This is a genomic window from Shinella sp. JR1-6, from assembly GCF_004284735.1.
Taxonomy (GTDB): Bacteria; Pseudomonadota; Alphaproteobacteria; order Rhizobiales; family Rhizobiaceae; genus Shinella.
The window spans coordinates 78,848-103,466 of the sequence record NZ_SHMI01000012.1; the positions used below are offsets into that span (position 1 = coordinate 78,848).

The following is a 24,619-nucleotide window of genomic DNA, read 5'->3' on the forward strand; positions in this document are numbered from 1 at the left end:
AATGCAGCCGCCTACCGCGCAAGGGAGATTCCCCTTCTCTGGAAAATGCACTACCGTCGCGCCCGAATGAAAACGGGGAACCCTTCATGCGTGTTATTTTTTCCGAGGACCACAAGCTCAGGAACGCTCGTAGCGAGCTTTACGGCGGCGAGCTCGTGCCGCCCTTCGAGGCGCCGTTCCGGGCGGAGTGGATCCTCGCCGCGGTCAAGGATGCCGGTTTCACCGACGTTTCCGCGCCGGTACGCCACGGGCTGGAAACCGCACTGAAGGTGCATGATGCCGGCTACCTTTCCTTCCTGGAAGGCGCCTGGGAGAAATGGAAGGCCGCCGGCTACAAGGGTGAGGCCATTGCGACCTCCTTCCCGGTGCGCCGCACCTCGTCGCGCATCCCGAGCCAGATCGACGGCCTGCTTGGCTACTATTGCAATGCGACAGAAACGGCGATCACCTCCGGCACCTGGCAGGCCGCCGTCTCCTCCATGCAGAGCGCGGTGACAGCGGCCGATATCGTGGCTGACGGCGCGAAGGCGGCCTTCGCGCTTTGCCGCCCGCCGGGCCATCATGCGTGCATCGACAGTTTCGGCGGCTACTGCTTCATCAACAACGCCGCCGTCGCCGCCCAGCGCTTCCTCGACAAGGGCGCCAGGAAGGTTGCCGTGCTCGATGTCGACTTCCATCACGGCAACGGCACGCAGGATATTTTCTACGAGCGCGGCGACGTCTATTTCGCCTCGCTGCATGGCGACCCGACCGAAGCCTTCCCGCATTTCCTCGGCTATGCGGAAGAGACCGGCAAGGGCGCAGGGGAAGGCACGACACAGAACTATCCGATGCCGCCCGGCACTCCCTTCTCCGTCTGGGAGGCGGCACTCGCCGATGCCCTGAAGCGCATTTCAGCCTTCGGCGCTGAGGTGATCGTGCTCTCGCTCGGCGTCGACACCTTCGAGAAGGACCCGATCTCCTTCTTCAAACTGACTTCGCCGGACTACATCACGATGGGGCGGGCGGTCGCGGCCAGCGGCGTGCCTGTCCTCGTCGTCATGGAAGGCGGCTACGGCGTGCCGGAAATCGGCCCCAATGTCGCCAACACGCTGAAGGGCGTTGCCGGCTGAGGCCAGCATCAATTTTCCTGAAGCAAGGCGTCACGATTATCCATTTGCCGCGTGACGCCCCCTCCACTAATGCATGTCCCGCTAAAGTGCGCTGAGGTTCTTCAAACCCGGTGCTTTCAGCGGGCAGCCGGGAGGGCATTTCATGGCCGATCAACAGACAGCGACAGGCGGCGGGCTTTCGGGCTCCGGCAATGCAGGTCTTCTCACCGGGGTCATCCTCTGCCTTGCGTCCATGTCGAGCGTGCAGTTCGGCGCGGCCTTTTCGGCCACCGCGATTGCCGACTACGGGCCCTTTGCCACGACCTTCCTGCGCCTCGTGATGGCAGCGTCCGTGCTGGCGCTGATCGTGCGGCCCCCCATGCGCTCCTACAGCCGCGAACAGTGGAAAAGCGCGCTGGCGCTGGGCACCACGATGGCGGCGATGACGCTCTGCTTCTTCGCGGCCATCGGGCGCATCCCGCTCGGCCTTGCCGTGGCGATCGAGTTCCTCGGGCCGCTCGCCGTGGCGACATGGGGACTCGGCGGCGGCTGGCGGCTGATCTGGCCCCTCGCGGCCTTCCTCGGCGTGGTGCTGCTCTCCCATGACGGCGACGGCTGGGTCGGCGATCCCGTCGGCCTGCTCTTTGCCTGCGGTTCCGGCATCGGCTGGGGCACCTACATCGTGCTGATGAAGAAGGCCGGCCGGGTCTTTCCGGGCCTCGAAGGCCTTGCCATGTCGCTGATCATAGCCGCGGTCGTCGCCGCGCCCTTCGGCCTGGTGCGGGCGCATGAGGCGATGAGCCCGGAAGGCCTCGGCATGATGCTCGGCCTTGCGCTTCTGGTGCCACTCATCCCCTATGCGCTGGAAATGATTGCGCTGCGCCGCATGCCGGTGGCCGCCTTCGGCATTCTGATGAGCCTCGAGCCCGCCCTTGGCGCGCTTGCCGGCTTCCTCGTGCTCAGCCAGCCGATGACGCCTTTGCAGATGCTCGGCACGGGCCTTGTGGTCGCCGCAAGCGCCGGCGTCACCTCCAGCGGGGGCGGCGAAACCTAGGCAAATGCGCGCCTCTTTCATGTTCCTGCCGCAATCGGTAGGTTGAAGCAGAATCATCGAAGTCTCGGGGATGCCTGCATGTACAAGAAATGCGCTGTTGTCGCGGTTGCCGCGGTCTATCTTTCTGCCTGCACGACCACCGACCCCTATACGGGCGAACAGAAGGTTTCCAACACGGCCGGCGGTGCGGCGATCGGCGCGGGTGTCGGCGCGGTCGCCGGTCTCCTGATCGGCAACAACCCGGTGCAACGTCGCAATGCCGCGCTGATCGGTGCCGGCGTCGGGGCACTGGCCGGTGGCGCCATCGGCAACTACATGGACAACCAGGAAGCCGAGCTGCGCGCCCAGCTTCAGGGCACCGGTGTTTCCGTCACGCGCATGGGGGATCGCATCATCCTCAACATGCCGTCGAACGTCACCTTCGCCACGGATCAGGACCAGGTGATCCCGCCGTTCTATCCGACGCTCGATTCGGTCGCGCTCGTCTTGCGCAAGTTCAACAAGACGCTGATCGACGTCGACGGCCACACCGATTCGGTCGGCAATGCCGGCTACAACATGGACCTCTCCAACCGCCGCGCCAATTCGGTCGCCAATTACCTGGCCGGCCGCGGTGTCGACCCGCGCCGCATGTCGGCGATGGGTTACGGCCTGGAACGTCCGATCGCCTCCAACGCCTCGGAAATGGGTCGCGCGCAGAACCGTCGCGTCGAAATCGCGATCTCGCCGCTCAAGCAGTAAGATACCGCAGATTTTCGCGGGGGGCCATCAGGGCCCTTCGCGACCCGGCGCCCATTCCAGCCGCTTGTAATCGAAACCGTATTTCAAGGTCGGCTTGACGATCTCGAAATAGGGCGAGAGATCGAAGTCGCGCGGCGTATAGAGCGAATGATGGCGGATGTGCAGGATTTCTTCGCGCGAATAGGTCGACGTCGCCGCGGCATGGCCGGGCGCTCGCGTGATGTCGGGCAGGATCGGATAGCGGATCGCCTCGAAGGCTTCCGCAATCAGCGTCGAGCAGATCGCCCGCGTCGGATCGCCTGAACCGAAGGCGATCATGCGGCGGCGCCAGCGGACGGGCACCGGCGGCGTGGGCATGAAATAGCGCAGCATGTCCGTGATGTTCTTCAGATCGTATTTCAGCCCGAGGCGCGAGATCATGAAGGCGACGAGCGTGTCGCGATCCTCCGGCGTCAGCCCCACCGGGCGGCAGATGCGCGTATTGTAGGTGCGGTACTTGGTGAGCGGCACGGCAACGCAGCCCTCGCCGAGATTGACCTCGATAAGCTGCGGGCGCTGCGCCGCCGGCAGCGTTGCCTGATCCAACGTCAGCGGCACCTCATCACCGACGAAGAGCGCCGCATGGGACCAGGTGGACTGCGTCAGGTACTTGATCGCGGCCGAGACCTTCTGGTTGCCCTCCACCAGCAATACGTCGCCGGGCCGCAACGTGCGCGCCAGCGTTTCAGGATCGGAAGGCGTGTAGGGCTCATAGCCGGAGGTCTGGCCTTGCAGCTTGTCGGCAAAACGGCGGCCGAGGCGATCGAGCAGCGTGTCGCGGCTTGCGGTAAGCGGCTTCAGTCCGGCGGTCACATCACGTCCTTCGCAGTCTCCACTACGGCCACACTAAAGCATGTCGCGCAAAAGTGTGCAGCGGTTTTACGAGAACGGCGCGCGGAAAATCAGGCCCCCCAGCGGAACGAGCGAGCAAGGATATCGGATGCGCCTTGGCCCGCAGGCGCGACATCCTGTCGAGGTTGACCAAGGCATGCTCGATCCTATATTTAGAATTATTCTAAACTGGATTGTTACCGATGTTCTCCCGCCTTTTCCGCCCCGGCAAACGCAGCCTCGAATCCCTAAGCGAACAGGAGATCCTCGCCCTTGCCATCTCCTCGGAAGAGGACGACGGGCGCATCTACCTTGCCTATGCCGATGCGCTGCGCGACGCCTATCCGCATTCCGCCCGCATCTTCGAGGAGATGGCCGAGGAGGAGAGCCATCACCGCCAGATGCTCATCGATCGCCATGTGGCGCGCTTCGGCGACCGCATCCCGCTGGTGCGGCGCGAACATGTGCGCGACTTCCCGGAACGCAAGCCGGACTGGCTGATCCAGAACATGCCTCTCGAGGCGATCCGCGCGCAGGCCGAGGCGATGGAGGACGCTGCGCACCGCTTCTACCTTGCCGCCGCCTCCCGCACCGAGGACGCCGCAACGCGAAAACTGCTCGGCGACCTGGCGCTCGCGGAGAAATCCCATGAATCGCTCGCCCGCCGGCTTGGCAAACAGCACACACCTGAAGATGTGAAGGCGGAGGAAGACCAGACGGCACAGCGGCAATTCGTGCTGACCTATGTGCAGCCGGGCCTTGCCGGCCTGATGGACGGCTCCGTCTCGACGCTCGCGCCAATCTTCGCCGCCGCCTTCGCCACGCAGGACACCTGGCAGACCTTCCTCGTCGGTCTCTCGGCCTCGGTCGGCGCGGGCATCTCGATGGGTTTCACGGAAGCGGCCCATGACGACGGGAAACTCTCCGGCCGCGGTTCGCCGGTCAAGCGCGGCCTTGCCTCGGGCATCATGACCGCCGTCGGCGGTCTCGGCCATGCCCTGCCCTATCTGATCCCGAACTTCATGCTGGCGACGACCATCGCCGTCTTCGTCGTCTTCGTGGAACTCTGGGCGATCGCCTTCATCCAGAACCGCTACATGGAAACGCCGTTCTTCCGCGCGGTTCTCCAGGTCGTGTTCGGTGGCAGTCTCGTGCTGGCTGCTGGCGTGCTGATCGGCAATGCATAGGGAGACGGAGAGGCCTAGCGGCCTGTCGGGCGGTCCATGTCGCGCACCACCCAGCGGAAGAAGAGATAGACGCCGATACCCATGATGGCGAGCGGCAGGAGATTGGCAGCAGAATCCATTTCGACCTCGATAACCTCCCGGGGAGGGAATTAAGGCCTTGCTAACCAATGTTCAATCCACAAGCCGGCAACGGTCCGTTCACAAAATGCGACCGGTGCTCACGAATTGGAAAGCGGGGCGTGACCGCCCCGCTCCGGTCCCGGTCAGGCGCGCAGCGTGCCGCCCGTGGTCTTGACGACATTGCCGACGATCTTGGCGGTGAGTGCCTCGAAGTCCTCATCCGTCAAGGTCTTGTCGGTCGGCTGGAAGACGACTTCGATGGCGATCGACTTCTTGCCTTCGCCGAGCGATGCGCCCTCGAAGACGTCGAAGACGTTGACGGCGGCGATCAGCTTGCGGTCTGCCCCCGTCGCAGCGCGCACGATGGCGCCGGCTTCCACCGTCTTGTCGACGACGAAGGCGAAGTCGCGCTTGACGGCCTGGAAGGGCGAGAGATCGAGTGCCGGCTTGGTGCGGGTCGCCTTCTTCTTCGGGTCCGGCATGGCATCGACAAAGATCTCGAAACCGCAGAGGGCGCCGGATACGTCGAGCGCGCCGAGCGCCTTCGGGTGGAACTCGCCGAAATATCCAAGCACGATCTTCGGGCCCATCTTGATCGTGCCGGACCGGCCCGGATGATACCAGCCGGGCGCACCGGGCTCGATCTGCACATTGCACATCGGCAAGCCGCAGGCCTCGATCACGGCCAGCGCATCGGCCTTGGCGTCATAGACGTCAACCGGCTTGCCGCCACCCTTGGCGGCATTCGACCAGAGGCGGCCGGAACCGGCAAGCGAGGCCGTGCCGCGGCGCACACCGCCGGCAACGCGGCGCTGGCCCTCGGGCCTGTCGTTCTCATAGGTGCCGGAGACCTCGAAGAGCGCGACATCGCCATAGCCCTTGTCGGCATTGCGCTGTGCGGCGGCAAGCAGGCCCGGCAGCAGCGACGGGCGCATGTCCGACATATCCGATGCAATCGGATTGGAGAGCGCCAGCGAGGCAGCACCGCCGCCGAAGAGTTCGGCATGGGCCTTCGGGATGAAGGACCAGGTGACGGCCTCCAGCATGCCGCGTGAAGCAAGCGCCCGCTTGGCTAGGCGCGAGCGGATCTGCAGCGTGGTCAGGATGCGGCCATTGACGGCACCATGGCTTTCGAGCGGCGCCGGCTTGATGTTGTCGACGCCGTGGATGCGCATGACCTCTTCCACGAGATCCGCCTTGCCATCGACGTCGGGACGCCAGGAGGGGACCGCGACGGAGACCCGCTCGCCCGAGCCGGTGACGGTGAAGCCGAGACGGGTCAGGATATCAACGCTCTCTTGCGACGACACTTCAAGGCCGGTCAGGCGCTTGACCTCGGAGAAGGGGAAATCGACGACCTTGGCGTCAAAACCCTTGTAGCCGACGACATCCGTCTTCGCGGCCACGCCGCCGCAGAGTTCCAGCACCAGCGCTGTGGCGCGCTCGATGCCGGGAACCATGTATTGCGGATCGACGCCGCGCTCGAAGCGGTAGCGCGCATCGGTGATGATACCGTGCGCACGGCCGGACTTGGCGATGTTCATCGGGTCCCAAAGCGCCGATTCGATCAGCACGTCGATCGTGTTCTCGTCGCAGCCTGAATGTTCGCCGCCCATGATGCCGCCGATCGATTCGATGCCGTTGTCATCGGCGATGACGACGTTGGCCGGGTTCAGCGTGTATTCGCGCGTGTCGAGCGCCAGCACCTTTTCCCCCTCGGCCGCGCGGCGCACGACGAGGTTGCCCTTCACCTTGGCCGCGTCGAAGACGTGCAGCGGGCGGCCCTGGTCGAAGGTCATGTAGTTGGTGATGTCGACGAGCGCGTTGATCGGGCGAAGACCTATGGCGAGAAGCCGCTGCTGCATCCAGCGCGGGCTCGGGCCATTCTTCACGCCGCGCACAAGCCGGAGCGCGAAACCGGGGCAGAGATGCTCCTCCCCGCCAAGTTCCAGCTTCACCTTGACCGGCGTCTCGCCCTCGACCGGGAAAGACGGGGCCTTTGGGGCCTTCAGCGTACCGAGGCCGGAGGCGGCAAGATCGCGGGCGATACCGAAAATGCTCGTGCAGTCCGGGCGGTTCGGCGTCAGGTTGATCTCGATGACCGGATCGTCGAGGCCGGCATAGGCCGCATAGCTCGTGCCGACAGGCGCATCGGCCGGCAGATCGATGATGCCGTCATGGTTGTCGGAAATTTCCAGTTCCTTTTCCGAGCACATCATGCCGCGGCTCTCGACGCCGCGGATGGTGCCGACGGCAAGCGTCACGTCGATGCCGGGCACATAGGTGCCGGGCGCGGCGAAGGCGCCGACAAGCCCCGTACGCGCATTGGGCGCGCCGCAGACGACCTGGATCGGGTCGCCCTTGCCGGTATCGACCATCAGCACGCGCAACTTGTCGGCGTTCGGATGCTGCTCGGCGGAAACGACCTTGGCGATGACGAAGGGCTTGAAGGCCGCCTTGTCGTCAACGTCTTCCACTTCAAGGCCGATCGCCGTCAGCTTCACGCAGATCTCTTCGAGCGTGGCGTCGGTCTCAAGGTGATCCTTCAGCCAGGAGAGGGTGAATTTCATGAAAATGTCTCCTTGGATGCCGGTTACGCGCTGAGGCCGCCGAACAATGTGGGCATGTCGAGCGGGCGGAAGCCGTAGTGGCTGAGCCAGCGGACATCGGCGTTGAAGAAGTCGCGCAGGTCAGGCATGCCGTATTTCAGCATGGCGATGCGGTCGAGGCCCATGCCCCAGGCAAAGCCCTGATATTCATCGGGGTCGAGCCCACCGGCGCGCAGGACGTTCGGATGGACCATGCCGCAGCCGAGGATTTCCATCCAGTCGGTGCCTTCGCCGAACTTGACGATCGGGCCCGAGCGATCGCACTGGATATCGACCTCGAAGGACGGCTCGGTGAACGGGAAGAAGGACGGGCGGAAGCGCATCGTGACGCTGTCGACCTCGAAGAAGGCCTTGCAGAACTCTTCCAGCACCCAGCGCATGTTGGCGACATTGGCGGTCTTGTCGACCACGAGGCCTTCGACCTGATGGAACATGGGTGAATGGGTCGCGTCACTGTCCTGACGGTAGGTCTTGCCGGGAATGATGATGCGGATCGGCGGCTTCTGCGCTTCCATGGTGCGGATCTGCACCGGCGAGGTGTGCGTGCGCAGCACCTTGCGCTCGCCGTTCTCGTCCGCGGGGAAGAAGAACGTGTCGTGCATCTCGCGGGCCGGATGGCCTTCCGGGAAGTTCAGCGCCGTGAAGTTGTAGTAGTCCGTCTCGACGTCGGGACCTTCAGCGATGGAAAAGCCCATGTCGCCGAAGATCGCGGTGATCTCGTCGACGATCTGGCTGATCGGATGGATGCGGCCGCGCTCGGCGGGCGAGGAGCGCACCGGCAGGCTGACATCCACCGTCTCGGCGGCAAGGCGCGCCTCGATGGCAGCATCGCGCAGCGCTGTCTTGCGCTCGGTGATCGCATCGGTGACGCGGGTCTTCAACGCGTTGATCGCCGCGCCGCGCGTCTGGCGCTCTTCCGGCGACATGGTGCCGAGCGTCTTGAGGAGTTCGGAGACGGAACCCTTCTTGCCGAGGGCGCCGACGCGCACGGCTTCGATCGCCGCCTCGTCAGAGGCTTCGGCGACGGCGGAAAGGAGGCCATGTTCCAGTGTATCGAGTTCAGTCATCTTTACCTGCTTTGCTTGCGTCGGCCGGGCGGGGCGGCAGGAGAACCTGCGACAGATAGCGGGTTGCGGCGAGGAAACGCCGCAGATCACTACCCATGTGCACGCGCCCGATCAATCGGGTGAGCCATAAAAACTTGGCGAGAAACGCCACGAGAAGACAGAGTTCGGAAAGCGCATCACCGGGCGCGCTCTCCATCCAGGCGGAAAGCGCCCGGCCCGCGGTCGTTTCGCCATCGAGCGCGCTCGGCACGAGCTGGAGAAACAGGAGCCAGAGGTCGCGCGCCTGGGCGGCGGGCAGCGGCATGGCGGCTTCCGGTTCCTCCTCGAAATCCATGTAGCCGACACGGCCGTTTTCGAGAAAGAGATCACGCGGATGCGGGCGTCCGTGACAGAGGTTCAGCGCATGCACGGACCCGAGATCGGCAGCACAGGCAACGAGCAGCGCATCATGGCGCGCCGGATCGGCTGATTTCAGCGTTCCCAGCTGCATGCCGATCGTCGGTCCGGCATCGGACAGGACAAGCGCACTGTCCGAGCGATAGAGCACCTTCGGCACCGGCAAGCCCTCGGCGGCGAAGGCCTCGAGCCGCCGCACCTCGCGATCCACCATAGCCTTGCGGTCCAGACGCGGAGAGGCGCGCAGGAAGGGTTTGCGGAACAGCCGGGCGAGAGCGTTTTGCGCATGCGTCCAGACGATCGGCTTTTCCGTGCCGTAGCGCTTCACCCAGACGGTGCCGAACGACATTTCCACGCGCTCGATACGGCGCGCACCACAGGCAAGAACAGCGAGAAGCGTCTCGATGTCCCTGGGGGTCGCGTCCGGGATCGCGGATAGATCGTTCAGCCTGCCATCCATCTCCAGTCCTCCGATGAGGCCGGTCCACAAAGCAAAAACCCGCACCGGTTCCCCGGCGCGGGTTTCACAACGAAACGATGTTTTGGTTGTGGAAGCGCCGGTTAGTTTACGGCGGCTTCAAACTCATTCTTCGTGCCGGCGTCCTTGAGGTATTCCAGCGCCTTCTTGGCGGCTGCGACGAGCGCGCCGAAAGCTGCGGTCTCATGGATCGCCATGTCGGACAGAACCTTGCGGTCGACTTCGATGCCAGCCTTGTTCAGGCCATCGATGAAGCGGCCATAGGTCAGGCCGTGCTCGCGGACGGCAGCGTTGATGCGCTGGATCCAGAGCGCGCGGAAATTGCGCTTGTTGACCTTGCGGTCGCGGTAGGCGAACTGCTTGGAACGATCAACCGCGGCCTTGGCGGCGCGGATGGTGTTCTTGCGGCGGCCGTAGAAGCCCTTGGCTGCCTTCAGCGTCTTCTTGTGCTTGGCGTGGGAAGTTACGCCGCGTTTTACACGTGCCATGTCATGATCTCCTTAACGTATCAAATCGCGCGACTAGTCTCAGAGACCGTTCGGCAGGTAGTTCTTGATGACCTTCTTGCCATCGGGCTCGGCCAGCACCATGGTGCCGCGCGCGTCGCGAATGAACTTGTTGGTACGCTTGATCATGCCGTGGCGCTTGCCGGCGGCAGCTGCAACGACCTTGCCGGTCGCGGTGATCTTGAACCGCTTCTTGGCAGAGGACTTCGTCTTCATCTTGGGCATTTTGCTACTCCATTCTTCTTGAATTCGAGACACACTGACGAGGTGCATCTCCAGCGTAAAGAACGGCCACGGCATGCCCTGCCGGACCGTTCGGACGGCGGCTTGTAACCGATGTCCCTCAAAAGCGCAACCGGAATCCTCGAACCTCGACATCCGGCAGGCAGAAACGGAAAAGCCGCCCCGAAAGGCGGCTTCAATCCGGTGGTCATGGGGTCGCGATCACCGCGGCGCGAGCACCATCATCATCTGGCGGCCTTCGAGCTTCGGCTCGGCTTCCACCTTGGCGATGGTCTGCGTGTCTTCCTTGACCTGCATCAGGAGCTTCATGCCAAGCTCCTGGTGGGCCATTTCGCGGCCGCGGAACTTCAGGGTCACCTTGACCTTGTCGCCTTCGTCGAAGAAGCGGTTCATCGCCTTCATCTTCACGTCATAATCATGCGTGTCGATGTTCGGGCGCATCTTGATTTCCTTGATCTCGACGATCTTCTGCTTCTTGCGCGCTTCGGCCGCCTTCTTCTGGTTGGCGTATTTCAGCTTGCCCAGGTCAAGGATCTTGCAGACGGGCGGCTCGGAGTTCGGCGAAATCTCCACGAGATCGAGGCCGGCTTCTTCGGCCATGCGGAGTGCCTGATCAGTCGGGACGGTGCCGTGGTTGTTACCGTCGGCATCGATAAGCTGAACCCGGGGAATCCGGATTTCCTTGTTGGAGCGCGGGCCGTCCTTGACGGGGGCTTCCGCTTTAAAGGGTCTGCGAATGGTCGTGTTCTCCTCGAACTGTTTCGATAGATATGGGCCTGCGTCGACCGGGCCGTTTGCCCGCCTGACGGCGTTTTCCGGCAATGTGTTGATCGCGCTTGCGAAGTCAATAGCATGCCGCGTGGAAAAAATCACCACCTGTCCTTGCACGCGCGAATCTGGTCTAGCTCTCGGCAAAAGACCGGCCGGCGAGCGCTTTGCCGCGGTCGGGGCACAGGACAAGGAGATAGGCATGACGGCGTCGAACGGCAACGGGGTCCCTGCGGAATTCATCACCGTGGGCGCGGGTGACGACGCCCGCAAGATCGCGATGGCGCTTCAGCCGGCCGCAGCCGGCAACGATCTGTCGCACGTCATTTGGCTCGGCGGCTACCGGTCCGACATGACCGGCACCAAGGCGGTGGAGCTTGCCGGGCTTGCCGCCCGCCTCGGCACCGGCTGCGTACGCTTCGACTATTCGGGCCACGGCGCCTCCGGCGGCGCCTTCGTCGACGGCACGATCTCACGCTGGCTGGAGGAGACGCTCGCGGTGATCGACCACGCGGCAAAGACGCTCGGCTCGCGCCGCGCGGTGCTCGTCGGCTCCTCGATGGGCGGGTGGATCGCACTGCGTGCCGTGGCCGAACTTGCCGGGCGCGGCGGCATCGACATCGCTGGCCTCGTGCTCATCGCGCCGGCGCCGGATTTCACCTCGGACCTGATCGAGCCGAACCTGACGGAGGCCGAGCGCACGGCGCTGGCCGAGCGCGGCCAGTTCGAGGAGCCGACGCCCTACGGCCCCGACCCGAACATCTATACGCGCAAACTCATCGAGGACGGCCGCGACAACCGCGTTCTGACCGGCGCCATCGAGACCGGCTGCCCCGTGCACATCCTGCAGGGCATGGCCGATCCCGATGTACCCTATGGCCATGCGGTGCGCCTGATGGAGCACCTTTCCGGCGACGACGTCGTGCTGACCATGATCCGTGACGGGGACCATCGCCTGTCGCGCCCGCAGGATATCGCCAAGATCCTCGAGGCAACAGAAGCCCTCGTCCGCGGGCAATGAGGCCCCGGCCCGATCACATTTTAACCATATTCCCGCATCGCCAAATCTCATGATTGACGAAGTGCCCGCCTGACCGTTAACTCTTTGTTAACGATTAGGGGACGTTTCATGGCACGAATGATTGGTGCGAAGGCTGGGGTTGCGGCGGTTCTCGCTCTCCTCGTTTCTTCTTCCTCGGCTTTCACGGCGCCGGCCTCGGCGCTGACCATGCAGACCGGCGGCATCACGTCCCAGCCGATCGGCCATTATGAATTCTGTCAGACCAACGCTTCCGAGTGCCGCACGGGCGTGCGCGGCCAGGCGCCTGCCAAGGTGACAGCCTTCGGCTGGACGGTGGTGCGCGAGATCAACGCCAGCACCAACCGTGCCGTCACGCCGATGACCGACAAGGACCTCTACGGCAAGGACGAAGTCTGGGCCTATCCGGACGGCGCAGGCGACTGCGAGGATTATGTTCTGCTCAAGCGCAAAAAGCTGATCGAAAAGGGCTTTGCTGCCGGCGATCTGCTGATCACCGTCGTGCGCAAGCCGGATGGCGAAGGCCATGCCGTGCTGACGCTGCGCACCACGGAGGGCGACTTCATCCTCGACAACCTCAACAACGAGGTCAAGCTCTGGACGGAAACGCCCTATCGCTACCTGAAGCGCCAGGCTTCCTTCCACGCCGGCCGCTGGGTCTCGATCGAAAACGGCGATGCCGTCATGGTGTCGTCGGTCGGCCAGTAAGACACATTTCGCAGGGGGACTGCGAAGGCCGCGGAGCAATCCGCGGCTTTTGTCTTTTCAGGAACCGGCCCCAACGTTACACCGCCAGGGCCGCCTCGCCGATCCGCTTGTAGAAGAAGGTCGTCGCGCAGAAACGGCCATCCGGGTAGAGCGCATAGTCAGGAATAACCCCGGCGCGTTGCCAGCCGAGGCGTTCGTAGACGGTTTCCGCGGGGCTGCCGGTGGCGGTATCGAGCACCAGCACAGTCTTGCCGCGCTGCGCGGCCTCCGCCTCGGCAGCGGCCATCAGCCTGCGGGCGACGCCGCGGCCGCGCTCGCTCTCCTTGACGAGCAGCTTCTTCACATCCGCCCGGTGCGGCTGGTTCGGCATCTGGCGGATGCCGACCTGCACCGTGCCGACGATTCGCCCTTCCCGTTCGGCGGCAAAGAGCAACGTCGCGCCCTCACCCACCGCCGCCGCCACATCCTGCCAGAAGGGCAGCGCATCGGCCGGCCCATAGGGCGCCATGAAGCCGACGGAGGCCCCGCCGGTCACGCAATCGGTCAGCACATCCGCCAGCTCGCCCAGCCGGGCCCGGGTTTCATCGGCATCGAGCAGCCTGATCTCGCTCATCTCGTCCTCCTGGCTCAGGATCGACCGCGGTCCAGCACCACGGCATAATGCGCCGGCTCCACGCCGGAATTCTCGAAGACATGCCCTTCGGTGATGCTCATATAGAGGCAGTCCCCGGGGTAAAGCTCATGCACGGCCGTGCCGACCGTCATGCGCAGACTGCCGGCAAACAGCCAGACGTGCTGCGTCATGCCGGCCTTGGCCGTTTCCGGCGGATAGGCGATGCGCGCGCCCGGCGGAAACGCCACGTCGATCACCTCGACGCGCGAGGCCGTGTTCGGCGCCGAGACGGCACGGCGCTGGTAGCCCGTTTCGGGATCCCGCCAGACCACCTGGTCCTCAAGCCGCGACAAGGGATCGCCCGCCGCCTCGGAGAAGGCGAAGAAGGCGGAGAGCGTGAGATCGAGCGCCGCACAGAGCCGCGAGAGCAATTGTGCCGTCGGGCTCGCCTCGCCGCGCTCGATGCGCGAGATCATCGCCCGGCTGACGCCGGAGGCGCCTGCAAGGTCTTCCAGCGTCTGGCCGCGCGCCATGCGCAACAGCCGCACGCGCTCGCCGATGGCACTTTCCAGAGGGTCGATTGCTTCTTCCATTATCATGGAATACTTATCTCTTATAGTAGATTCAATAGGCTGAGCCTTTCCAAAAAATATTTTCCGGCGATGCCGCTCCGGCGACAATGCGACATCCGCCCGCCGGATAAGGTGCCGCAGCAAGAATCGGAGGGCGGGCGGATGACAGGTGAAGCACAGCGGGCGTCCTCGCTCTTTTCCATCACCGCCATCGTCGTTTCGATGACCTTCGTCGCCATCGGCAACGGGGTGATGCTGGCCTATGTGCCCTACGTGCTGTCGCGCGCCGATGCGCCCTCCTGGACGCCGGGGGCAGCCGTCACGGCGATCGCCTTCGGCGGGCTTGTCGGCTGCGTCATCGCCGGCCCCGTCATCCGCCGCGTCGGCCATGCCCGCGCCTTTTCCTGCTCGCTGGCGCTGGTCATCATCGCGGCCTTCCTCGTCGCGCTCGGCGTCAACCCGGTCGTCTGGATCCTCGCCCGCGGCATCTACGGCGTGGCCGGCAATGCGAATTTCATCATCGCCCAGAGCTGGCTCAACCATGCCAGCGACAATCGCTGGCGCGGCAAGGCCATGTCCTTCTTCTACATGGCCTATGTGCTGGGGCTCGGCGTTGGCGCCTGGCTGTTCGGCCGCATGCCGGCGGATGGCAACCTCGCACCACTCGTCACCATCTTCGTCACCACGATCGCGCTGCTGCCCATCGGCCTCACCCGACTGCCCACGCCACCGGCACCCGCCCGGGTCAGCGTCGATTTCGCCATGGCCTGGCGCAACTCGCCTGTCGCGCTGATCGGCGTCCTGGCCGCCGGCGGCCTCTCCATGGTCGTACAGGGCTTTACGCCGATCTATGCCGCCACGAACAAGGTCGGCCAGACGGATGTGGCGCTCCTGATGTTCGTCATGCAGTTCGGCCTCATCTTCGTACAGTACCCGCTCGGCACGCTCTCCGACCGTATCGACCGGCGCATCGTGCTGATCGCCACCTGCCTTCTGATCGCAAGCACTGCGGTCGCGGCCCTTTTCGTCTCCTTCCAGGCCTTCGTCATCCTCATGATCGTCTTCGCGCTCTGGGCGGGCGCCGTCGAAAGTGTCTATTCGATCGCCAATGCGCACGCCAACGACCGGACCGACCCCGAGGATTTCGTGCCGCTCGCCTCGACCCTCCTCGTCGCCTGGTCGACGTCTGCGACACTGGTTCCACTGGCCGTGACGGCGCTGACCCCGGTCTTCGGCCCGAAGACTTTCATCTATGCCGCCATGGCCGTGGCGCTGCTCTATGCCGGCTTCGTTGCCCAGCGGCTGCGGCTGCGCGAGACCGTGCCGCCGGAGGCGCGGGAGAACTTCGAGATCAGGAGCGCCCAGCTGCCGAATGCCGGCGCGCTCGTCGAAGGCGAAAAAGCCCCGGAATAGCGGCGTTCGCACGCACGAAACCCTTCATTTACCGCTTTGCGGGAATCTCCCCCGCTGCTATATGGCGCGCATGAGCACCAACAATTCGACGCCCCTCGACCATATCCGCAACTTCTCGATCGTGGCCCATATCGACCACGGCAAGTCGACGCTTGCCGACCGGCTGATCCAGTCGACCGGCGGCCTTGCCGACCGCGAGATGTCGGAGCAGGTCCTCGACAATATGGATATCGAGCGCGAGCGCGGCATCACCATCAAGGCCCAGACCGTACGCCTGCACTACAAGGCGAACGACGGCGAGACCTATGTGCTGAACCTCATCGACACGCCCGGCCACGTCGACTTCGCCTACGAAGTCTCGCGCTCGCTGTCGGCCTGCGAGGGCTCGCTGCTCGTCGTCGATGCCTCCCAGGGGGTCGAGGCCCAGACGCTCGCCAACGTCTACCAGGCGATCGACAACAATCACGAGCTCGTCACCGTGCTCAACAAGATCGACCTGCCGGCCGCCGAGCCCGACCGCATCAAGGAACAGATCGAGGAGGTCATCGGCATCGACGCGTCGGAAGCCGTGCTGATCTCCGCCAAGACCGGCCTCGGCATTCCGGATGTGCTCGAAGCCATCGTCCAGCGATTGCCCGCGCCGAAGAGCGAGGGCGGCGAGAAGGCCCCCCTGAAGGCGCTGCTGGTCGACAGCTGGTACGATACCTATCTTGGCGTCATGGTTCTCGTGCGCGTCATCGAAGGTCGCATCAGCAAGGGCCAGACCATCCGCATGATGGGCACGGATGCGAAATACACGATCGAGCGCGTCGGCGTGCTGACGCCGAAGATGGTGGCGATGGATTCGCTCGGCCCGGGCGAGATTGGCTTTATCACCGCCTCGATCAAGGAAGTGGCCGACACGCGCGTCGGCGACACGATCACCGAAGACAAGCGCCCGACGGCAAAGGCCCTGCCCGGCTTCAAGCCGGCCCAGCCTGTCGTCTTCTGCGGCCTCTTCCCGGTCGATGCCGCCGATTTCGAGGACCTGCGCTCGGCAATGGGCAAGCTGCGTCTCAACGACGCCTCGTTCTCCTTCGAAATGGAAAGCTCGGCCGCGCTCGGCTTCGGCTTCCGTTGCGGCTTCCTCGGCCTTCTGCACCTCGAAATCATCCAGGAACGCCTGGAGCGCGAGTTCGATCTGGACCTGATCGCGACGGCCCCCTCGGTCGTCTACAAGCTGTTCATGACCGACGGGTCCGAACGCGAGCTGCACAACCCGGCAGACATGCCGGACGTCGTGAAGATCTCGGAAATCCATGAACCGTGGATCCGCGCGACGATCCTCACGCCCGACGATTATCTCGGCGGCATCCTGAAGCTCTGCCAGGACCGCCGCGGCATCCAGATCGAGCTGACCTATGTCGGCACCCGCGCCATGCTGACCTACGACCTGCCGCTCAACGAAGTCGTCTTCGACTTCTACGACCGCCTGAAGTCGATCTCCAAGGGCTACGCCTCGTTCGACTACCAGATCACCGACCACAAGGAAGGCCATCTGGTGAAGATGTCGATCCTCGTCAACGGCGAGCCGGTCGATGCGCTGTCCATGATGGTGCACCGCATGGCGGCGGAAAAGCGCGGTCGCGACATGTGCGAGAAGCTCAAGGAGCTGATCCCGAAGCACATGTTCAAGATCCCGATCCAGGCCGCCATCGGCGGCAACGTGATCGCCCGCGAGACGATCTCGGCGCTGCGTAAGGACGTCACCGCCAAGTGCTACGGGGGCGACGCCACCCGCAAGCGCAAGCTGCTCGACAAGCAGAAGGCCGGTAAGAAGCGTATGCGCCAGTTCGGCAAGGTGGAGATTCCGCAGGAAGCCTTCATCGCCGCGCTCAAAATGGGCGACGAATAAGACAAAAAGGGAGGCTCCGGCCTCCCTTTTCTTTTCTCAATCCCGCTTGATCGTCGCCAGGACCTCCCAGAGGTCGGCTCCCGTTTCGAAGACCGCCGCATTGGCACGAAAACCGGTTTCGGCAAAGACAAGGTCCAGCACATCCTGCGCCGGATCGCTCGCGGCCGGAGAAGCGGCGCCCGCGATGTTGCGTGCGGCTCTCTCGATGCGCGCAGTTTCCGTCGCCATGCCCTCGCGGGCCGTGTTCATGATGCCGGCAATCTGCATGAGAGGCGCCCCTTTTAAACCGGTGCTTTTCTACACGACCGCCCTTTCCATACCGTGAATGCAGGAATCGCGGCCCTGTGCCGAAACCGCACAGGGCCGCCGGCCTCAGTGACCGGGATGCAGTGCGTCGTTCAGGTACATGCAGGTCAGCATGGTGAAGACATAGGCCTGGATGACCGCCATCAGCAGTTCCAGTGCGGTCAGGGCGACGGTCATACCGAAGGGCAGGATGGCGCCGATGACGCCGAGCGTGCCGAGGCTGCCCATCGAAACGACGAAGCCGGCGAAGACTTTCAGCGTGATATGGCCGGCGAGCATGACGGCGAACAGACGGACCGAATGGCTGACGGGACGCGAGAGGTAGGAGATCACCTCGATCGGCACGATGATCGGCGTCAGGATCAACGGCACGCCATCAGGCACGAACAGCCGGAAGAAGCGGGTGCCGTGCTTGAAGAGGCCGTAAAGCGTGACCGTGGAGAAGACCAGCATGGCCAGCGCGAAAGTGACGATCAGGTGGCTCGTCACCGTGAAGGCATAGGGGAACATGCCGACGAGGTTGGCGACAAGGATAAACATGAAGAGCGAAAAGACCAGCGGGAAGAAACGCATGCCCTGCTCACCCGCATTGGCCCTGAGTGTCGTCGCGACGAATTCGTAGACCATTTCGGCGCTCGACTGCCAGCGGCCGGGCACCAGGCCGCGCCGGCGCGTGGCGAAAAGCAGGAAGCCGCTCGCGGCGGCAATGGTCAGCACCATATAGGCAGAGGAATTGGTGAAGCTGAGGTCAAGTCCGCCGACCTCGAACGGGACAAGCGGCTTGATCTCGAATTGCTCAATGGGTCCGGCCATCGGATATCCTCGGGAAGGCTTCAGGGCGCACGACAGGCGTGCGCGCCGCGACTGCGGCACGCGAAAACCGCGCGGCTGATTTCGAAAAGGGAGGGTGTGAAGGGTTCACGCGGGGCTTTCTCTCTCGATTGCGAGATGAGGGGCCGTCCCCGGAACGAACAAGGCGCAGGTCGTCCAGCGCGAGAGCTGTTTAGCCGCTCGACCGCATCATGGCAAGGGCCGCGATCGCACCCCACTCCATTCAAAAACCATCCAGGTCCAGTCCACGCCGAGCGCACGGTTGCCCGCCTGGTGTGATTCGGCCTTGCGGCTTCGAAGCAGCGTCAGGTCGCAGCGCGCCGCGGCGTCGATCGTCTCCTCGTCCGAGAGCCGGAAGGCCGGCCTTCCCGGTGCGCCGGGCCCGTGGCGCAAGGCAAATACCAGCCGGCCGCCAGGTCGCAGCATATTGGCCAGAACCGGCAGGGCAACGGCGCGCGCAGGCGCATCGAGATGGTGCCAGACGCCGTTAAGGGTGACGAGATCGAAGAGACCGTGATCCCGCACCCTTGCAAGATGGGGCAAGTCATCGTCGAGAAAGACGATGCCGACATCGCCGTGCCGCGCCAAGCCGGCCTCGCGGAGCGGCTGTACGGGCTCGACCGCCAGAACCGCATGCCCCTGCCGGACGAACCATGCCGCATCCCGCCCCGTTCCCGCACCGATATCGGCGACACGGCCCGGCGCCCGCGGCAGCAGGTCGAGCACGGGCGCATAGAGCGCTGCCGGATCGAAGGCCTCGTAGCGCTCGATCAGCGCCGGCGTCGCCGCGGCGGTGTAGCCTTTCAGAATATCGTTCATCTGCCCTCCGGTGTTCCGCTTCACCGGAGAGCTGTTCGGCGCCGCTGTCAACTGCGTTGACACGCGGTGTGAAAACCTCACACGCCCTCATAGATCCGCTGGCCGGTGAGGAGCGCCGCATCCAGTGGCCCGCCCTCCGGGAAGATCGACAGCGTGTCGGGCATGTCGATGCCCTCGACCAGCCGGTGGCAGGTCTGCACAGGGCCGAGCACCGTCGTGACTGGAATAACACCGGCCCAGATCGGCAGGGCGAAATCCTCCTCGTCGTCACCGACACCCTTGGCACGCACCTTGGCCGCCGCCTCGTCGATCGGCATGGCGATGATCGTCGTCGCCTTGGCTTCCTGTGGCGTGATGGGACGCAACAGCATGCTGCGGTCCGGATAGAAGCGGTCGACGACATCGCGCATCGCCTCGATCTTCTCCTCCGGGTCCTCGACGAGCCGCGCCGTGCCGAAGCACATGGCAGAGCGATAATTGGCCGAATGGTTGAAGCCGGACCGGGCGAGTACCAGCCCGTCGAGATGGGCGACGGTGAGACAGGCGGGCGTCCCGGTCTTCAGGTGGCGCAGCATGCGGCTGGCGGAGGAACCGTGCCAGTAGAGCGTATCGCCCTTGCGCCAGAAAAGCGTCGGCGTCGCGTAGGGCTGGCCTTCGATGACATAGGCGACGTGACAGAGCATGGCCGCATCGAGAATGGCATAGACGCTTTCACGGTCGTAGCGGCCGCGCTCGTGCATGCGCTTGACGCGGTTGCGCGGGGTGACGGGATAGGCGACGGTCTCGGTGCTCATGTGCAGGGCTTGCCTTTCAAAGGAGAGGCCGCCATGGTGCGCCATGGCATTGGATCGAAAAAGCACCAATTCTGATCAAAAAATCAGGACCACTTTACCAGACTGGTCCTCGCTCGTTCCTGTTCTTCCCGCAGCAGGCAGGCGGACGCCGTCGCTTTACCGCGAGCTGCGCCGGCTGATCGAGGCCGGGGACATTCCGCCCGGCAGCAAGCTGCCGCCGACGCGGGATCTCGCGCACCGCCTGAAAACCTCGCGCGGCAGCGTGGTCGCCGCCTTCGAAACGTTGATCGCCGAGGGCTTTGCCGTCGCCCGTACCGGGGCCGGCACCTTCGTTGCCGACCGGGTGCCAACCCTGAAACCCTCGGCCCCCATCGAGCGGGAAAGCAGCGCCCCGAAAATGCCGTTGCCAGGCACGCTCGGCGTCGCCATGGCCGATGCACGCACGCTGAAACAGTTCCGCACGCTGCTCGGGCGCCATCTCGCCCGGCCGGGGCCGGAGCATTTCTATTATGGCGATCCACGTGGCGGCGAGACGCTGCGCCAGGCGGTCGCCGCCTATCTCCGGCAAGCGCGCGGCGTGCGCTGCGAGGCACGTTCGATCATCATCACGACCGGCACGCAGCAAGGCATAGATCTCGTCATCCGCAGCGCGCTGTCGTCGGGCGACCGGGTGATGATCGAGGATCCCTGTTATCCGAGCGCCCGGGCGGCCTTTTCCGGCAACGGTCTGGTCCTCTCCGGCCTTGCCGTGGATGGCGAGGGGGCGGATATCGCGCTGGCTGCACCGGGCGCCCGCGCGATCTACGTCACGCCGTCGCACCAGTTCCCGCTCGGCGTTACCATGAGCATGCGCCGGCGGCTCGCCCTCATCGACTGGGCGCGGGAGACCGGCGGCTGGATCATCGAGGACGACTATGACAGCGAGTTCCGCTTTGCCGGGCCGCCGCTCGCTGCCATGCAGGGCATGGACGACAGCGGACGTGTGATCTATCTTGGCACCTTCTCCAAGGTGCTCTTCCCGGGCCTCCGGCTCGGCTATGCCGTCATTCCCGATCCGCTGCTGGAGACGGTCGTGGCCTTGCGCAGCCGCAGCGACCGCAGTCCGCCGACGCTGGCCGAAGCCGCCCTCACCGACCTTCTTCGCGAAGGCCATTTCGCCGCGCACCTGCGCCGCGCCCGGCGACAGGCGCAGGCGGCGCGCGATGCGCTGGTGGCGGGGCTTTCAGCGACCGGCGCGCTTTCAGTCGGCGTGCCCGACCAGGGCCTGCACCTCGTCGCCGGCCTGCCGGCTGGACTTGCCGATACGGAGGCTGTGGAAATTGCCGCGCGCGCAGGGCTGGGTGCCCGGGCGCTCTCGACCATGGCCGTCACCAATCCGCCACGGCAGGGCCTTGTCATCGGCTTTTCCGGCTTTGCCCCCGAAACCCTTGATGCCGCTGCCGCGCGTTTTGCAGCAGCGATATCCGCGATCTGACGCCCTATCCGAAGCCGCGTCAGGCGACCCGGCGCGTTGCGACGGGGGCAATCGTCGCCACCCAGGCCCGTGCGATGGCAAGGCCCGTCGCGTCGGCGCTCGGGCCGTTCTCATCGGCCAGCGCGGCGCGCTTTTCGAGCCAGCCGGGCTGGAGCGTTTCGATGAGCTGCGGGAAGGTGTCGACCCAACCGTCCACCACGGTGCGGCTCGCCTCGAAATGAAACTGCGTGCCGTAGGTGGCGCGGCCGATACGGAAAGCCTGGTTCTCGGCAGCACCATTGGTGGCGAGGCGCACGGCATTGTCCGGCAGGGTGAACGTATCGCTGTGCCACTGGAAGATCGGAAACGCACCAGCCGCCGCCGATAGAACCGGATCACCGGCACCGTCCTTCGTCAGCGCGACCGTACACCAGCCGAATTCCGGCGTCGCACCGATCAGGTTTTCCGCACCATAGGCCCGGGCGAGAAGCTGGCTGCCGAGGCAGACGCCGAGCACGGACTTGTCCGCATCGCCGAAGCGCCGCATCAGCGCGGCGAGCGCAGGGAGGTAAGCGTGGCGATCGTCGTCGCGGGCGTTCTGCGGACCGCCCATCACGACGATGGCATCGTGGGCCGCATCATCCGCCGGAATGGCATCGCCCGCATGGGGGCGGCAGAGGTCTAGTTCGGCACCCGCCTCTTCCAGCGCGACGCCGATCTGCCCGAGCAGCGTTACCTTATCGTTCTCAACCACCAGAACCCGCATGCCAAACTCCTGCTTCCCGATTCTCGCGCGAGACAAACACGAGCCTCCGCTTCATTCAAGGGCATTGAAGAGCCGAAACAGAAAGAACCCGGCTCCTACGAGCCGGGCAAGTCGGGGAGGATCGGCAGAAGGAAGGGATCAGTGGCAGACGCGGATCTTCTTGATGATGACGTTGCCGTAGTAGTCGTAGGACTTCACCTTCTTGATGAAGCAGGACGGCTCGTAGCCGTAGCTGTAGTAGCCGGCCTGGGAAGGCGCTGCAAAAGAGATGGCGGCAACGAGGGCGACGGTGGCGGAAACGATGATCTTGCGCATGGGGGTCTCTCCTGATCTCTGGTAAGGATGAGCCTCTCTCATCCGGTGATCAGAAGGTCGCACATCGCCCCGCCGCCCGCTGTTCCGCGGGAAACAGGCGTCACGGATAGATGACGCCCTTGCGCAGGATGACGTTGGCGTAGAGCCGCGGCTCGCTGGTCTGCACCAATGTATGGGCAGCGCGCACACGGCCGTAGAAGTCGGCACCGACCAGCGGCACCACCGCGCGATCCGGCTCGTGGCCGGCGCAGCAGTCGATGATTTCGCGGTGCACGGGCTCCAGCGTGTCGCGGTCCTGGCGGAAGGTGGAGCGGAAGATGGCCTCCTCGACGAAATCATCGATCGGCATCACCGAGAGCACGGCATTCAGCACGGGAATGAGCGGCACGCCGTCGAGGCGGATGAGACGACGGGCGTGCTCGACGCCCGGATAGTTGCCGTCGACGATCGCAATCTCGTCGCCGTGGCCCATGGCACGCAGCGTGGCGAGCAGCTCCGGGCTCAGGATGGGATCAAGACCTTTCAGCATTCAGGCAAGCTCCTTGAAGAGGACGTTGTGGTCCGGCAGATAGCGGGAGAAGAGCGGCAGGCTCGCCCCGCCGATCGAGCGCGCGGCACTGCCGACCGCACCCTCGACGATCTCCGGCAGGGTGACGCCCTGGAGATCGAGGCGGGCGACGGCGGCCTGCGTCGCCGCGACCACGCGTTCGCGCACCCAGGCGGGAAAACCGCCGTCGATGATGACGGCAGAGAAGTCGATGACGGAGGCGGAGGCGACGACGGCCTGCGCAAGCGCGGCCGCCATGTCCTCGATCCAGATTGCAAGCGGCGCGCCGAAATCGATCCAGCCATCCGTCGAATACCACAGCGGCTTCGGATCGATGCCGTGCTCGCGCAACAGGTTTTCCAGACGATAGACCGAAGCGATCTTCAGGAGCTGCACCGTCTCGCCGTTGCGACCCTGCACGGGAAGGGGGCCGATGGCGCCCGCCGTGCCGGTGCGGCCGGTGAACAGCGCCGAGTTCAGCACCACACCGCCGCCGATGAAGGAGCCGATGAAGAGATAGAGGAAATCCGGATATTGCGGGCCGAGGCCGAAGACGAGCTCGGCGGCGCAGGCGCTCGTCGCATCGTTCTGGAGCACCACAGGATGGGACACGCGGCTGGCGATCTCCGCCTCGAGGTCGACACCGCGCCACTGGTCCATGTCGGCCTGCGGCGCCCCGACTTCGCTCGCCCAGCTCCAGAGTTCGAACGGCGCGGCGACACCGAAACCGGCAATGCGGGCGCGTTCTTCCGGCGTGATGGCGGCTTCGAGTTCCGCAAGGCCCTCCTCGACGAAGGCGAGCAGCGGACCGGGCATGGGATAGGGATAAGTCCGCCGCGCCTGCCGGCGGATGCCGCCGACGAAATCCATCATGACGAGATCGGCGCTGCGGCGACCGATCTTCAGGCCGAAGGAATAGACGGCATCGGGATTGAGCCGCATCGGCACGGAAGGCTGGCCGACCTTGCCGCGCATCGGCTCGCCGCGCATCAGGAGCCCCTCGGCCTCCAGCGCGCGCATGATGACGGTGACGGTCTGGGCGGAAAGGCCGCTGCGCCGGGCGATCTCGGCCTTGGACAGGCTGCCGTGCCGCCGCACCAGCGACATGACCAGGCGTTCGTTGTAGGCCCGGACGCGCACCTGGTTTGCACCGCCGCTCGGATCGAGGATTTCGGCCGGCACGGCATGTGCCGTCGCGTCCTTTCTGATCATCGTCTCCTCCCGTTCCGGACCGGGCGTCGCGCACCCTTTCCGGTCCTCTTATCGGCTGGCGTTCCGCTCTTCCACCGGAAACGCACAGCGGGGCTTTTCGCCCGATCTTTCCTGCAGCATGCCACAACGAATTAATAATTCAATTCGATTTATTTATTGACAGCCATTTCTTTTGGTGTTCTCTTGAGGACGGAAGCGAGGATCGGC

26 protein-coding genes are annotated in these 24,619 nt (G+C 64.7%); 9 read left to right on the forward strand and 17 right to left on the reverse strand.

Annotation, left to right across the window (positions count from 1 at the left end; all coding sequences use genetic code 11):
- Positions 1 to 86 precede the first annotated feature (86 nt).
- From EXZ48_RS20360 to EXZ48_RS20370, 3 genes are all read left to right on the forward strand, one after another.
- Positions 87 to 1,112, forward strand: a complete 1,026-nt coding sequence (locus EXZ48_RS20360) for a histone deacetylase family protein (RefSeq protein WP_050742725.1) — start codon at positions 87 to 89, stop codon at positions 1,110 to 1,112.
- A gap of 142 nt (positions 1,113 to 1,254) precedes the next feature.
- Positions 1,255 to 2,145: a DMT family transporter gene (locus EXZ48_RS20365; protein WP_023512456.1), complete on the forward strand. Its 891-nt coding sequence runs from the start codon at positions 1,255 to 1,257 to the stop codon at positions 2,143 to 2,145.
- A 78-nt stretch (positions 2,146 to 2,223) separates the two neighbouring features.
- A complete protein-coding gene (locus EXZ48_RS20370) occupies positions 2,224 to 2,886 on the forward strand; it encodes an OmpA family protein (RefSeq protein ID WP_023512457.1) in 663 nt (220 codons plus the stop codon).
- A gap of 27 nt (positions 2,887 to 2,913) precedes the next feature.
- Here EXZ48_RS20370 and EXZ48_RS20375 read toward each other — a convergent pair whose 3' ends face one another.
- Positions 2,914 to 3,738, reverse strand: coding sequence for a hypothetical protein (locus EXZ48_RS20375; RefSeq protein WP_023512458.1), 825 nt, complete (start codon positions 3,736 to 3,738; stop codon positions 2,914 to 2,916).
- 221 nt (positions 3,739 to 3,959) lie between these two features.
- Between EXZ48_RS20375 and mbfA the strand changes: the two genes are divergently transcribed.
- A complete protein-coding gene (gene mbfA / locus EXZ48_RS20380) occupies positions 3,960 to 4,943 on the forward strand; it encodes an iron exporter MbfA (protein ID WP_130517912.1) in 984 nt (327 codons plus the stop codon).
- Between the two features lie 263 nt (positions 4,944 to 5,206).
- Here the strand turns inward: mbfA and pheT are convergent, their stop codons facing one another.
- The 6 genes from pheT to infC all read right to left on the reverse strand — a co-directional run bounded on the left by pheT (position 5,207) and on the right by infC (position 11,100).
- Positions 5,207 to 7,633 (reverse strand): phenylalanine--tRNA ligase subunit beta, encoded by a 2,427-nt coding sequence (gene pheT / locus EXZ48_RS20385; protein ID WP_130517914.1) that lies wholly within the window; start codon positions 7,631 to 7,633, stop codon positions 5,207 to 5,209.
- 23 nt (positions 7,634 to 7,656) lie between these two features.
- Positions 7,657 to 8,739 carry a phenylalanine--tRNA ligase subunit alpha gene (pheS, locus tag EXZ48_RS20390; protein WP_023513680.1) on the reverse strand — a complete coding sequence of 361 codons (1,083 nt, stop codon included), beginning with the start codon at positions 8,737 to 8,739 and terminating at the stop codon, positions 7,657 to 7,659.
- On the reverse strand, positions 8,732 to 9,595 hold the full coding sequence (locus EXZ48_RS20395) for a serine/threonine protein phosphatase (RefSeq protein ID WP_130517916.1): 864 nt from the start codon (positions 9,593 to 9,595) through the stop codon (positions 8,732 to 8,734). Before EXZ48_RS20395 ends, pheS begins: the two co-directional genes overlap by 8 nt.
- Before the next feature lie 101 nt (positions 9,596 to 9,696).
- A complete protein-coding gene (gene rplT, locus EXZ48_RS20400; RefSeq protein ID WP_064332218.1) occupies positions 9,697 to 10,101 on the reverse strand; it encodes a 50S ribosomal protein L20 in 405 nt (134 codons plus the stop codon).
- Between the two features lie 39 nt (positions 10,102 to 10,140).
- Positions 10,141 to 10,344: a 50S ribosomal protein L35 gene (gene rpmI / locus EXZ48_RS20405; RefSeq protein ID WP_024270153.1), complete on the reverse strand. Its 204-nt coding sequence runs from the start codon at positions 10,342 to 10,344 to the stop codon at positions 10,141 to 10,143.
- Between the two features lie 219 nt (positions 10,345 to 10,563).
- The gene (gene infC / locus EXZ48_RS20410) at positions 10,564 to 11,100 is read right to left on the reverse strand and encodes a translation initiation factor IF-3 (protein WP_037405667.1); all 537 of its coding nucleotides are present in this window, start codon (positions 11,098 to 11,100) and stop codon (positions 10,564 to 10,566) included.
- Between the two features lie 232 nt (positions 11,101 to 11,332).
- On the opposite strand from infC, the gene EXZ48_RS20415 reads away from it, so the two are divergent.
- Together EXZ48_RS20415 and EXZ48_RS20420 are read left to right on the forward strand one after the other, a co-directional pair.
- Positions 11,333 to 12,151: a carboxylesterase gene (locus EXZ48_RS20415; RefSeq protein WP_130517918.1), complete on the forward strand. Its 819-nt coding sequence runs from the start codon at positions 11,333 to 11,335 to the stop codon at positions 12,149 to 12,151.
- 108 nt (positions 12,152 to 12,259) lie between these two features.
- On the forward strand, positions 12,260 to 12,877 hold the full coding sequence (locus tag EXZ48_RS20420) for a transglutaminase-like cysteine peptidase (protein ID WP_130517920.1): 618 nt from the start codon (positions 12,260 to 12,262) through the stop codon (positions 12,875 to 12,877).
- A gap of 76 nt (positions 12,878 to 12,953) precedes the next feature.
- Here the strand turns inward: EXZ48_RS20420 and EXZ48_RS20425 are convergent, their stop codons facing one another.
- Together EXZ48_RS20425 and EXZ48_RS20430 are read right to left on the reverse strand one after the other, a co-directional pair.
- Positions 12,954 to 13,490 carry a GNAT family N-acetyltransferase gene (locus EXZ48_RS20425; RefSeq protein WP_130517922.1) on the reverse strand — a complete coding sequence of 179 codons (537 nt, stop codon included), beginning with the start codon at positions 13,488 to 13,490 and terminating at the stop codon, positions 12,954 to 12,956.
- 14 nt (positions 13,491 to 13,504) lie between these two features.
- On the reverse strand, positions 13,505 to 14,089 hold the full coding sequence (locus tag EXZ48_RS20430; RefSeq protein WP_371260022.1) for a helix-turn-helix domain-containing protein: 585 nt from the start codon (positions 14,087 to 14,089) through the stop codon (positions 13,505 to 13,507).
- A gap of 135 nt (positions 14,090 to 14,224) precedes the next feature.
- On the opposite strand from EXZ48_RS20430, the gene EXZ48_RS20435 reads away from it, so the two are divergent.
- Positions 14,225 to 15,475: an MFS transporter gene (locus EXZ48_RS20435; RefSeq protein ID WP_130517924.1), complete on the forward strand. Its 1,251-nt coding sequence runs from the start codon at positions 14,225 to 14,227 to the stop codon at positions 15,473 to 15,475.
- A gap of 61 nt (positions 15,476 to 15,536) precedes the next feature.
- Complete coding sequence (gene lepA, locus EXZ48_RS20440) at positions 15,537 to 17,369, forward strand: translation elongation factor 4 (protein ID WP_024270155.1); 1,833 nt, start codon at positions 15,537 to 15,539, stop codon at positions 17,367 to 17,369.
- A gap of 36 nt (positions 17,370 to 17,405) precedes the next feature.
- Here lepA and EXZ48_RS20445 read toward each other — a convergent pair whose 3' ends face one another.
- The 4 genes from EXZ48_RS20445 to EXZ48_RS20460 form a co-directional block, all read right to left on the reverse strand.
- Positions 17,406 to 17,636, reverse strand: a complete 231-nt coding sequence (locus tag EXZ48_RS20445; RefSeq protein WP_130517926.1) for a flagellar basal body rod protein — start codon at positions 17,634 to 17,636, stop codon at positions 17,406 to 17,408.
- A 105-nt stretch (positions 17,637 to 17,741) separates the two neighbouring features.
- Positions 17,742 to 18,488: a F0F1 ATP synthase subunit A gene (locus tag EXZ48_RS20450; protein WP_023514915.1), complete on the reverse strand. Its 747-nt coding sequence runs from the start codon at positions 18,486 to 18,488 to the stop codon at positions 17,742 to 17,744.
- Between the two features lie 207 nt (positions 18,489 to 18,695).
- On the reverse strand, positions 18,696 to 19,325 hold the full coding sequence (locus tag EXZ48_RS20455; RefSeq protein ID WP_130517928.1) for a bifunctional 2-polyprenyl-6-hydroxyphenol methylase/3-demethylubiquinol 3-O-methyltransferase UbiG: 630 nt from the start codon (positions 19,323 to 19,325) through the stop codon (positions 18,696 to 18,698).
- Between the two features lie 77 nt (positions 19,326 to 19,402).
- The gene (locus EXZ48_RS20460; RefSeq protein WP_130517931.1) at positions 19,403 to 20,119 is read right to left on the reverse strand and encodes a pyridoxamine 5'-phosphate oxidase family protein; all 717 of its coding nucleotides are present in this window, start codon (positions 20,117 to 20,119) and stop codon (positions 19,403 to 19,405) included.
- A 43-nt stretch (positions 20,120 to 20,162) separates the two neighbouring features.
- Here EXZ48_RS20460 and EXZ48_RS20465 point away from each other — a divergent pair, with 43 nt between their 5' ends.
- Complete coding sequence (locus EXZ48_RS20465; RefSeq protein ID WP_130517933.1) at positions 20,163 to 21,593, forward strand: PLP-dependent aminotransferase family protein; 1,431 nt, start codon at positions 20,163 to 20,165, stop codon at positions 21,591 to 21,593.
- Between the two features lie 19 nt (positions 21,594 to 21,612).
- Here the strand turns inward: EXZ48_RS20465 and EXZ48_RS20470 are convergent, their stop codons facing one another.
- From EXZ48_RS20470 to EXZ48_RS20480, 4 genes are all read right to left on the reverse strand, one after another.
- Positions 21,613 to 22,338: a type 1 glutamine amidotransferase gene (locus EXZ48_RS20470; protein WP_023514911.1), complete on the reverse strand. Its 726-nt coding sequence runs from the start codon at positions 22,336 to 22,338 to the stop codon at positions 21,613 to 21,615.
- Between the two features lie 138 nt (positions 22,339 to 22,476).
- Positions 22,477 to 22,653, reverse strand: a complete 177-nt coding sequence (locus EXZ48_RS34955) for a hypothetical protein (RefSeq protein WP_023514910.1) — start codon at positions 22,651 to 22,653, stop codon at positions 22,477 to 22,479.
- A 100-nt stretch (positions 22,654 to 22,753) separates the two neighbouring features.
- A complete protein-coding gene (locus EXZ48_RS20475) occupies positions 22,754 to 23,182 on the reverse strand; it encodes an RbsD/FucU family protein (RefSeq protein ID WP_023514909.1) in 429 nt (142 codons plus the stop codon).
- Positions 23,183 to 24,412, reverse strand: a complete 1,230-nt coding sequence (locus EXZ48_RS20480; protein ID WP_130517935.1) for an ROK family transcriptional regulator — start codon at positions 24,410 to 24,412, stop codon at positions 23,183 to 23,185.
- Positions 24,413 to 24,619 lie beyond the last annotated feature (207 nt).

Coding starts and splice junctions, on each gene's coding strand:
- EXZ48_RS20360 (WP_050742725.1), top strand. CDS start 87: ATGCGTGTTATTTTTTCCGAGGACCACAAGCTCAGGAACGCTCGTAGC.
- EXZ48_RS20365 (WP_023512456.1), top strand. CDS start 1,255: ATGGCCGATCAACAGACAGCGACAGGCGGCGGGCTTTCGGGCTCCGGC.
- EXZ48_RS20370 (WP_023512457.1), top strand. CDS start 2,224: ATGTACAAGAAATGCGCTGTTGTCGCGGTTGCCGCGGTCTATCTTTCT.
- mbfA (WP_130517912.1), top strand. CDS start 3,960: ATGTTCTCCCGCCTTTTCCGCCCCGGCAAACGCAGCCTCGAATCCCTA.
- pheT (WP_130517914.1), bottom strand. CDS start 7,633: ATGAAATTCACCCTCTCCTGGCTGAAGGATCACCTTGAGACCGACGCC.
- pheS (WP_023513680.1), bottom strand. CDS start 8,739: ATGACTGAACTCGATACACTGGAACATGGCCTCCTTTCCGCCGTCGCC.
- EXZ48_RS20395 (WP_130517916.1), bottom strand. CDS start 9,595: ATGGATGGCAGGCTGAACGATCTATCCGCGATCCCGGACGCGACCCCC.
- rplT (WP_064332218.1), bottom strand. CDS start 10,101: ATGGCACGTGTAAAACGCGGCGTAACTTCCCACGCCAAGCACAAGAAG.
- rpmI (WP_024270153.1), bottom strand. CDS start 10,344: ATGCCCAAGATGAAGACGAAGTCCTCTGCCAAGAAGCGGTTCAAGATC.
- EXZ48_RS20415 (WP_130517918.1), top strand. CDS start 11,333: ATGACGGCGTCGAACGGCAACGGGGTCCCTGCGGAATTCATCACCGTG.
- EXZ48_RS20420 (WP_130517920.1), top strand. CDS start 12,260: ATGGCACGAATGATTGGTGCGAAGGCTGGGGTTGCGGCGGTTCTCGCT.
- EXZ48_RS20425 (WP_130517922.1), bottom strand. CDS start 13,490: ATGAGCGAGATCAGGCTGCTCGATGCCGATGAAACCCGGGCCCGGCTG.
- EXZ48_RS20430 (WP_371260022.1), bottom strand. CDS start 14,089: ATGATAATGGAAGAAGCAATCGACCCTCTGGAAAGTGCCATCGGCGAG.
- EXZ48_RS20435 (WP_130517924.1), top strand. CDS start 14,225: ATGACAGGTGAAGCACAGCGGGCGTCCTCGCTCTTTTCCATCACCGCC.
- lepA (WP_024270155.1), top strand. CDS start 15,537: ATGGCGCGCATGAGCACCAACAATTCGACGCCCCTCGACCATATCCGC.
- EXZ48_RS20445 (WP_130517926.1), bottom strand. CDS start 17,636: ATGCAGATTGCCGGCATCATGAACACGGCCCGCGAGGGCATGGCGACG.
- EXZ48_RS20450 (WP_023514915.1), bottom strand. CDS start 18,488: ATGGCCGGACCCATTGAGCAATTCGAGATCAAGCCGCTTGTCCCGTTC.
- EXZ48_RS20455 (WP_130517928.1), bottom strand. CDS start 19,325: ATGAACGATATTCTGAAAGGCTACACCGCCGCGGCGACGCCGGCGCTG.
- EXZ48_RS20460 (WP_130517931.1), bottom strand. CDS start 20,119: ATGAGCACCGAGACCGTCGCCTATCCCGTCACCCCGCGCAACCGCGTC.
- EXZ48_RS20465 (WP_130517933.1), top strand. CDS start 20,163: ATGGCATTGGATCGAAAAAGCACCAATTCTGATCAAAAAATCAGGACC.
- EXZ48_RS20470 (WP_023514911.1), bottom strand. CDS start 22,338: ATGCGGGTTCTGGTGGTTGAGAACGATAAGGTAACGCTGCTCGGGCAG.
- EXZ48_RS34955 (WP_023514910.1), bottom strand. CDS start 22,653: ATGCGCAAGATCATCGTTTCCGCCACCGTCGCCCTCGTTGCCGCCATC.
- EXZ48_RS20475 (WP_023514909.1), bottom strand. CDS start 23,182: ATGCTGAAAGGTCTTGATCCCATCCTGAGCCCGGAGCTGCTCGCCACG.
- EXZ48_RS20480 (WP_130517935.1), bottom strand. CDS start 24,412: ATGATCAGAAAGGACGCGACGGCACATGCCGTGCCGGCCGAAATCCTC.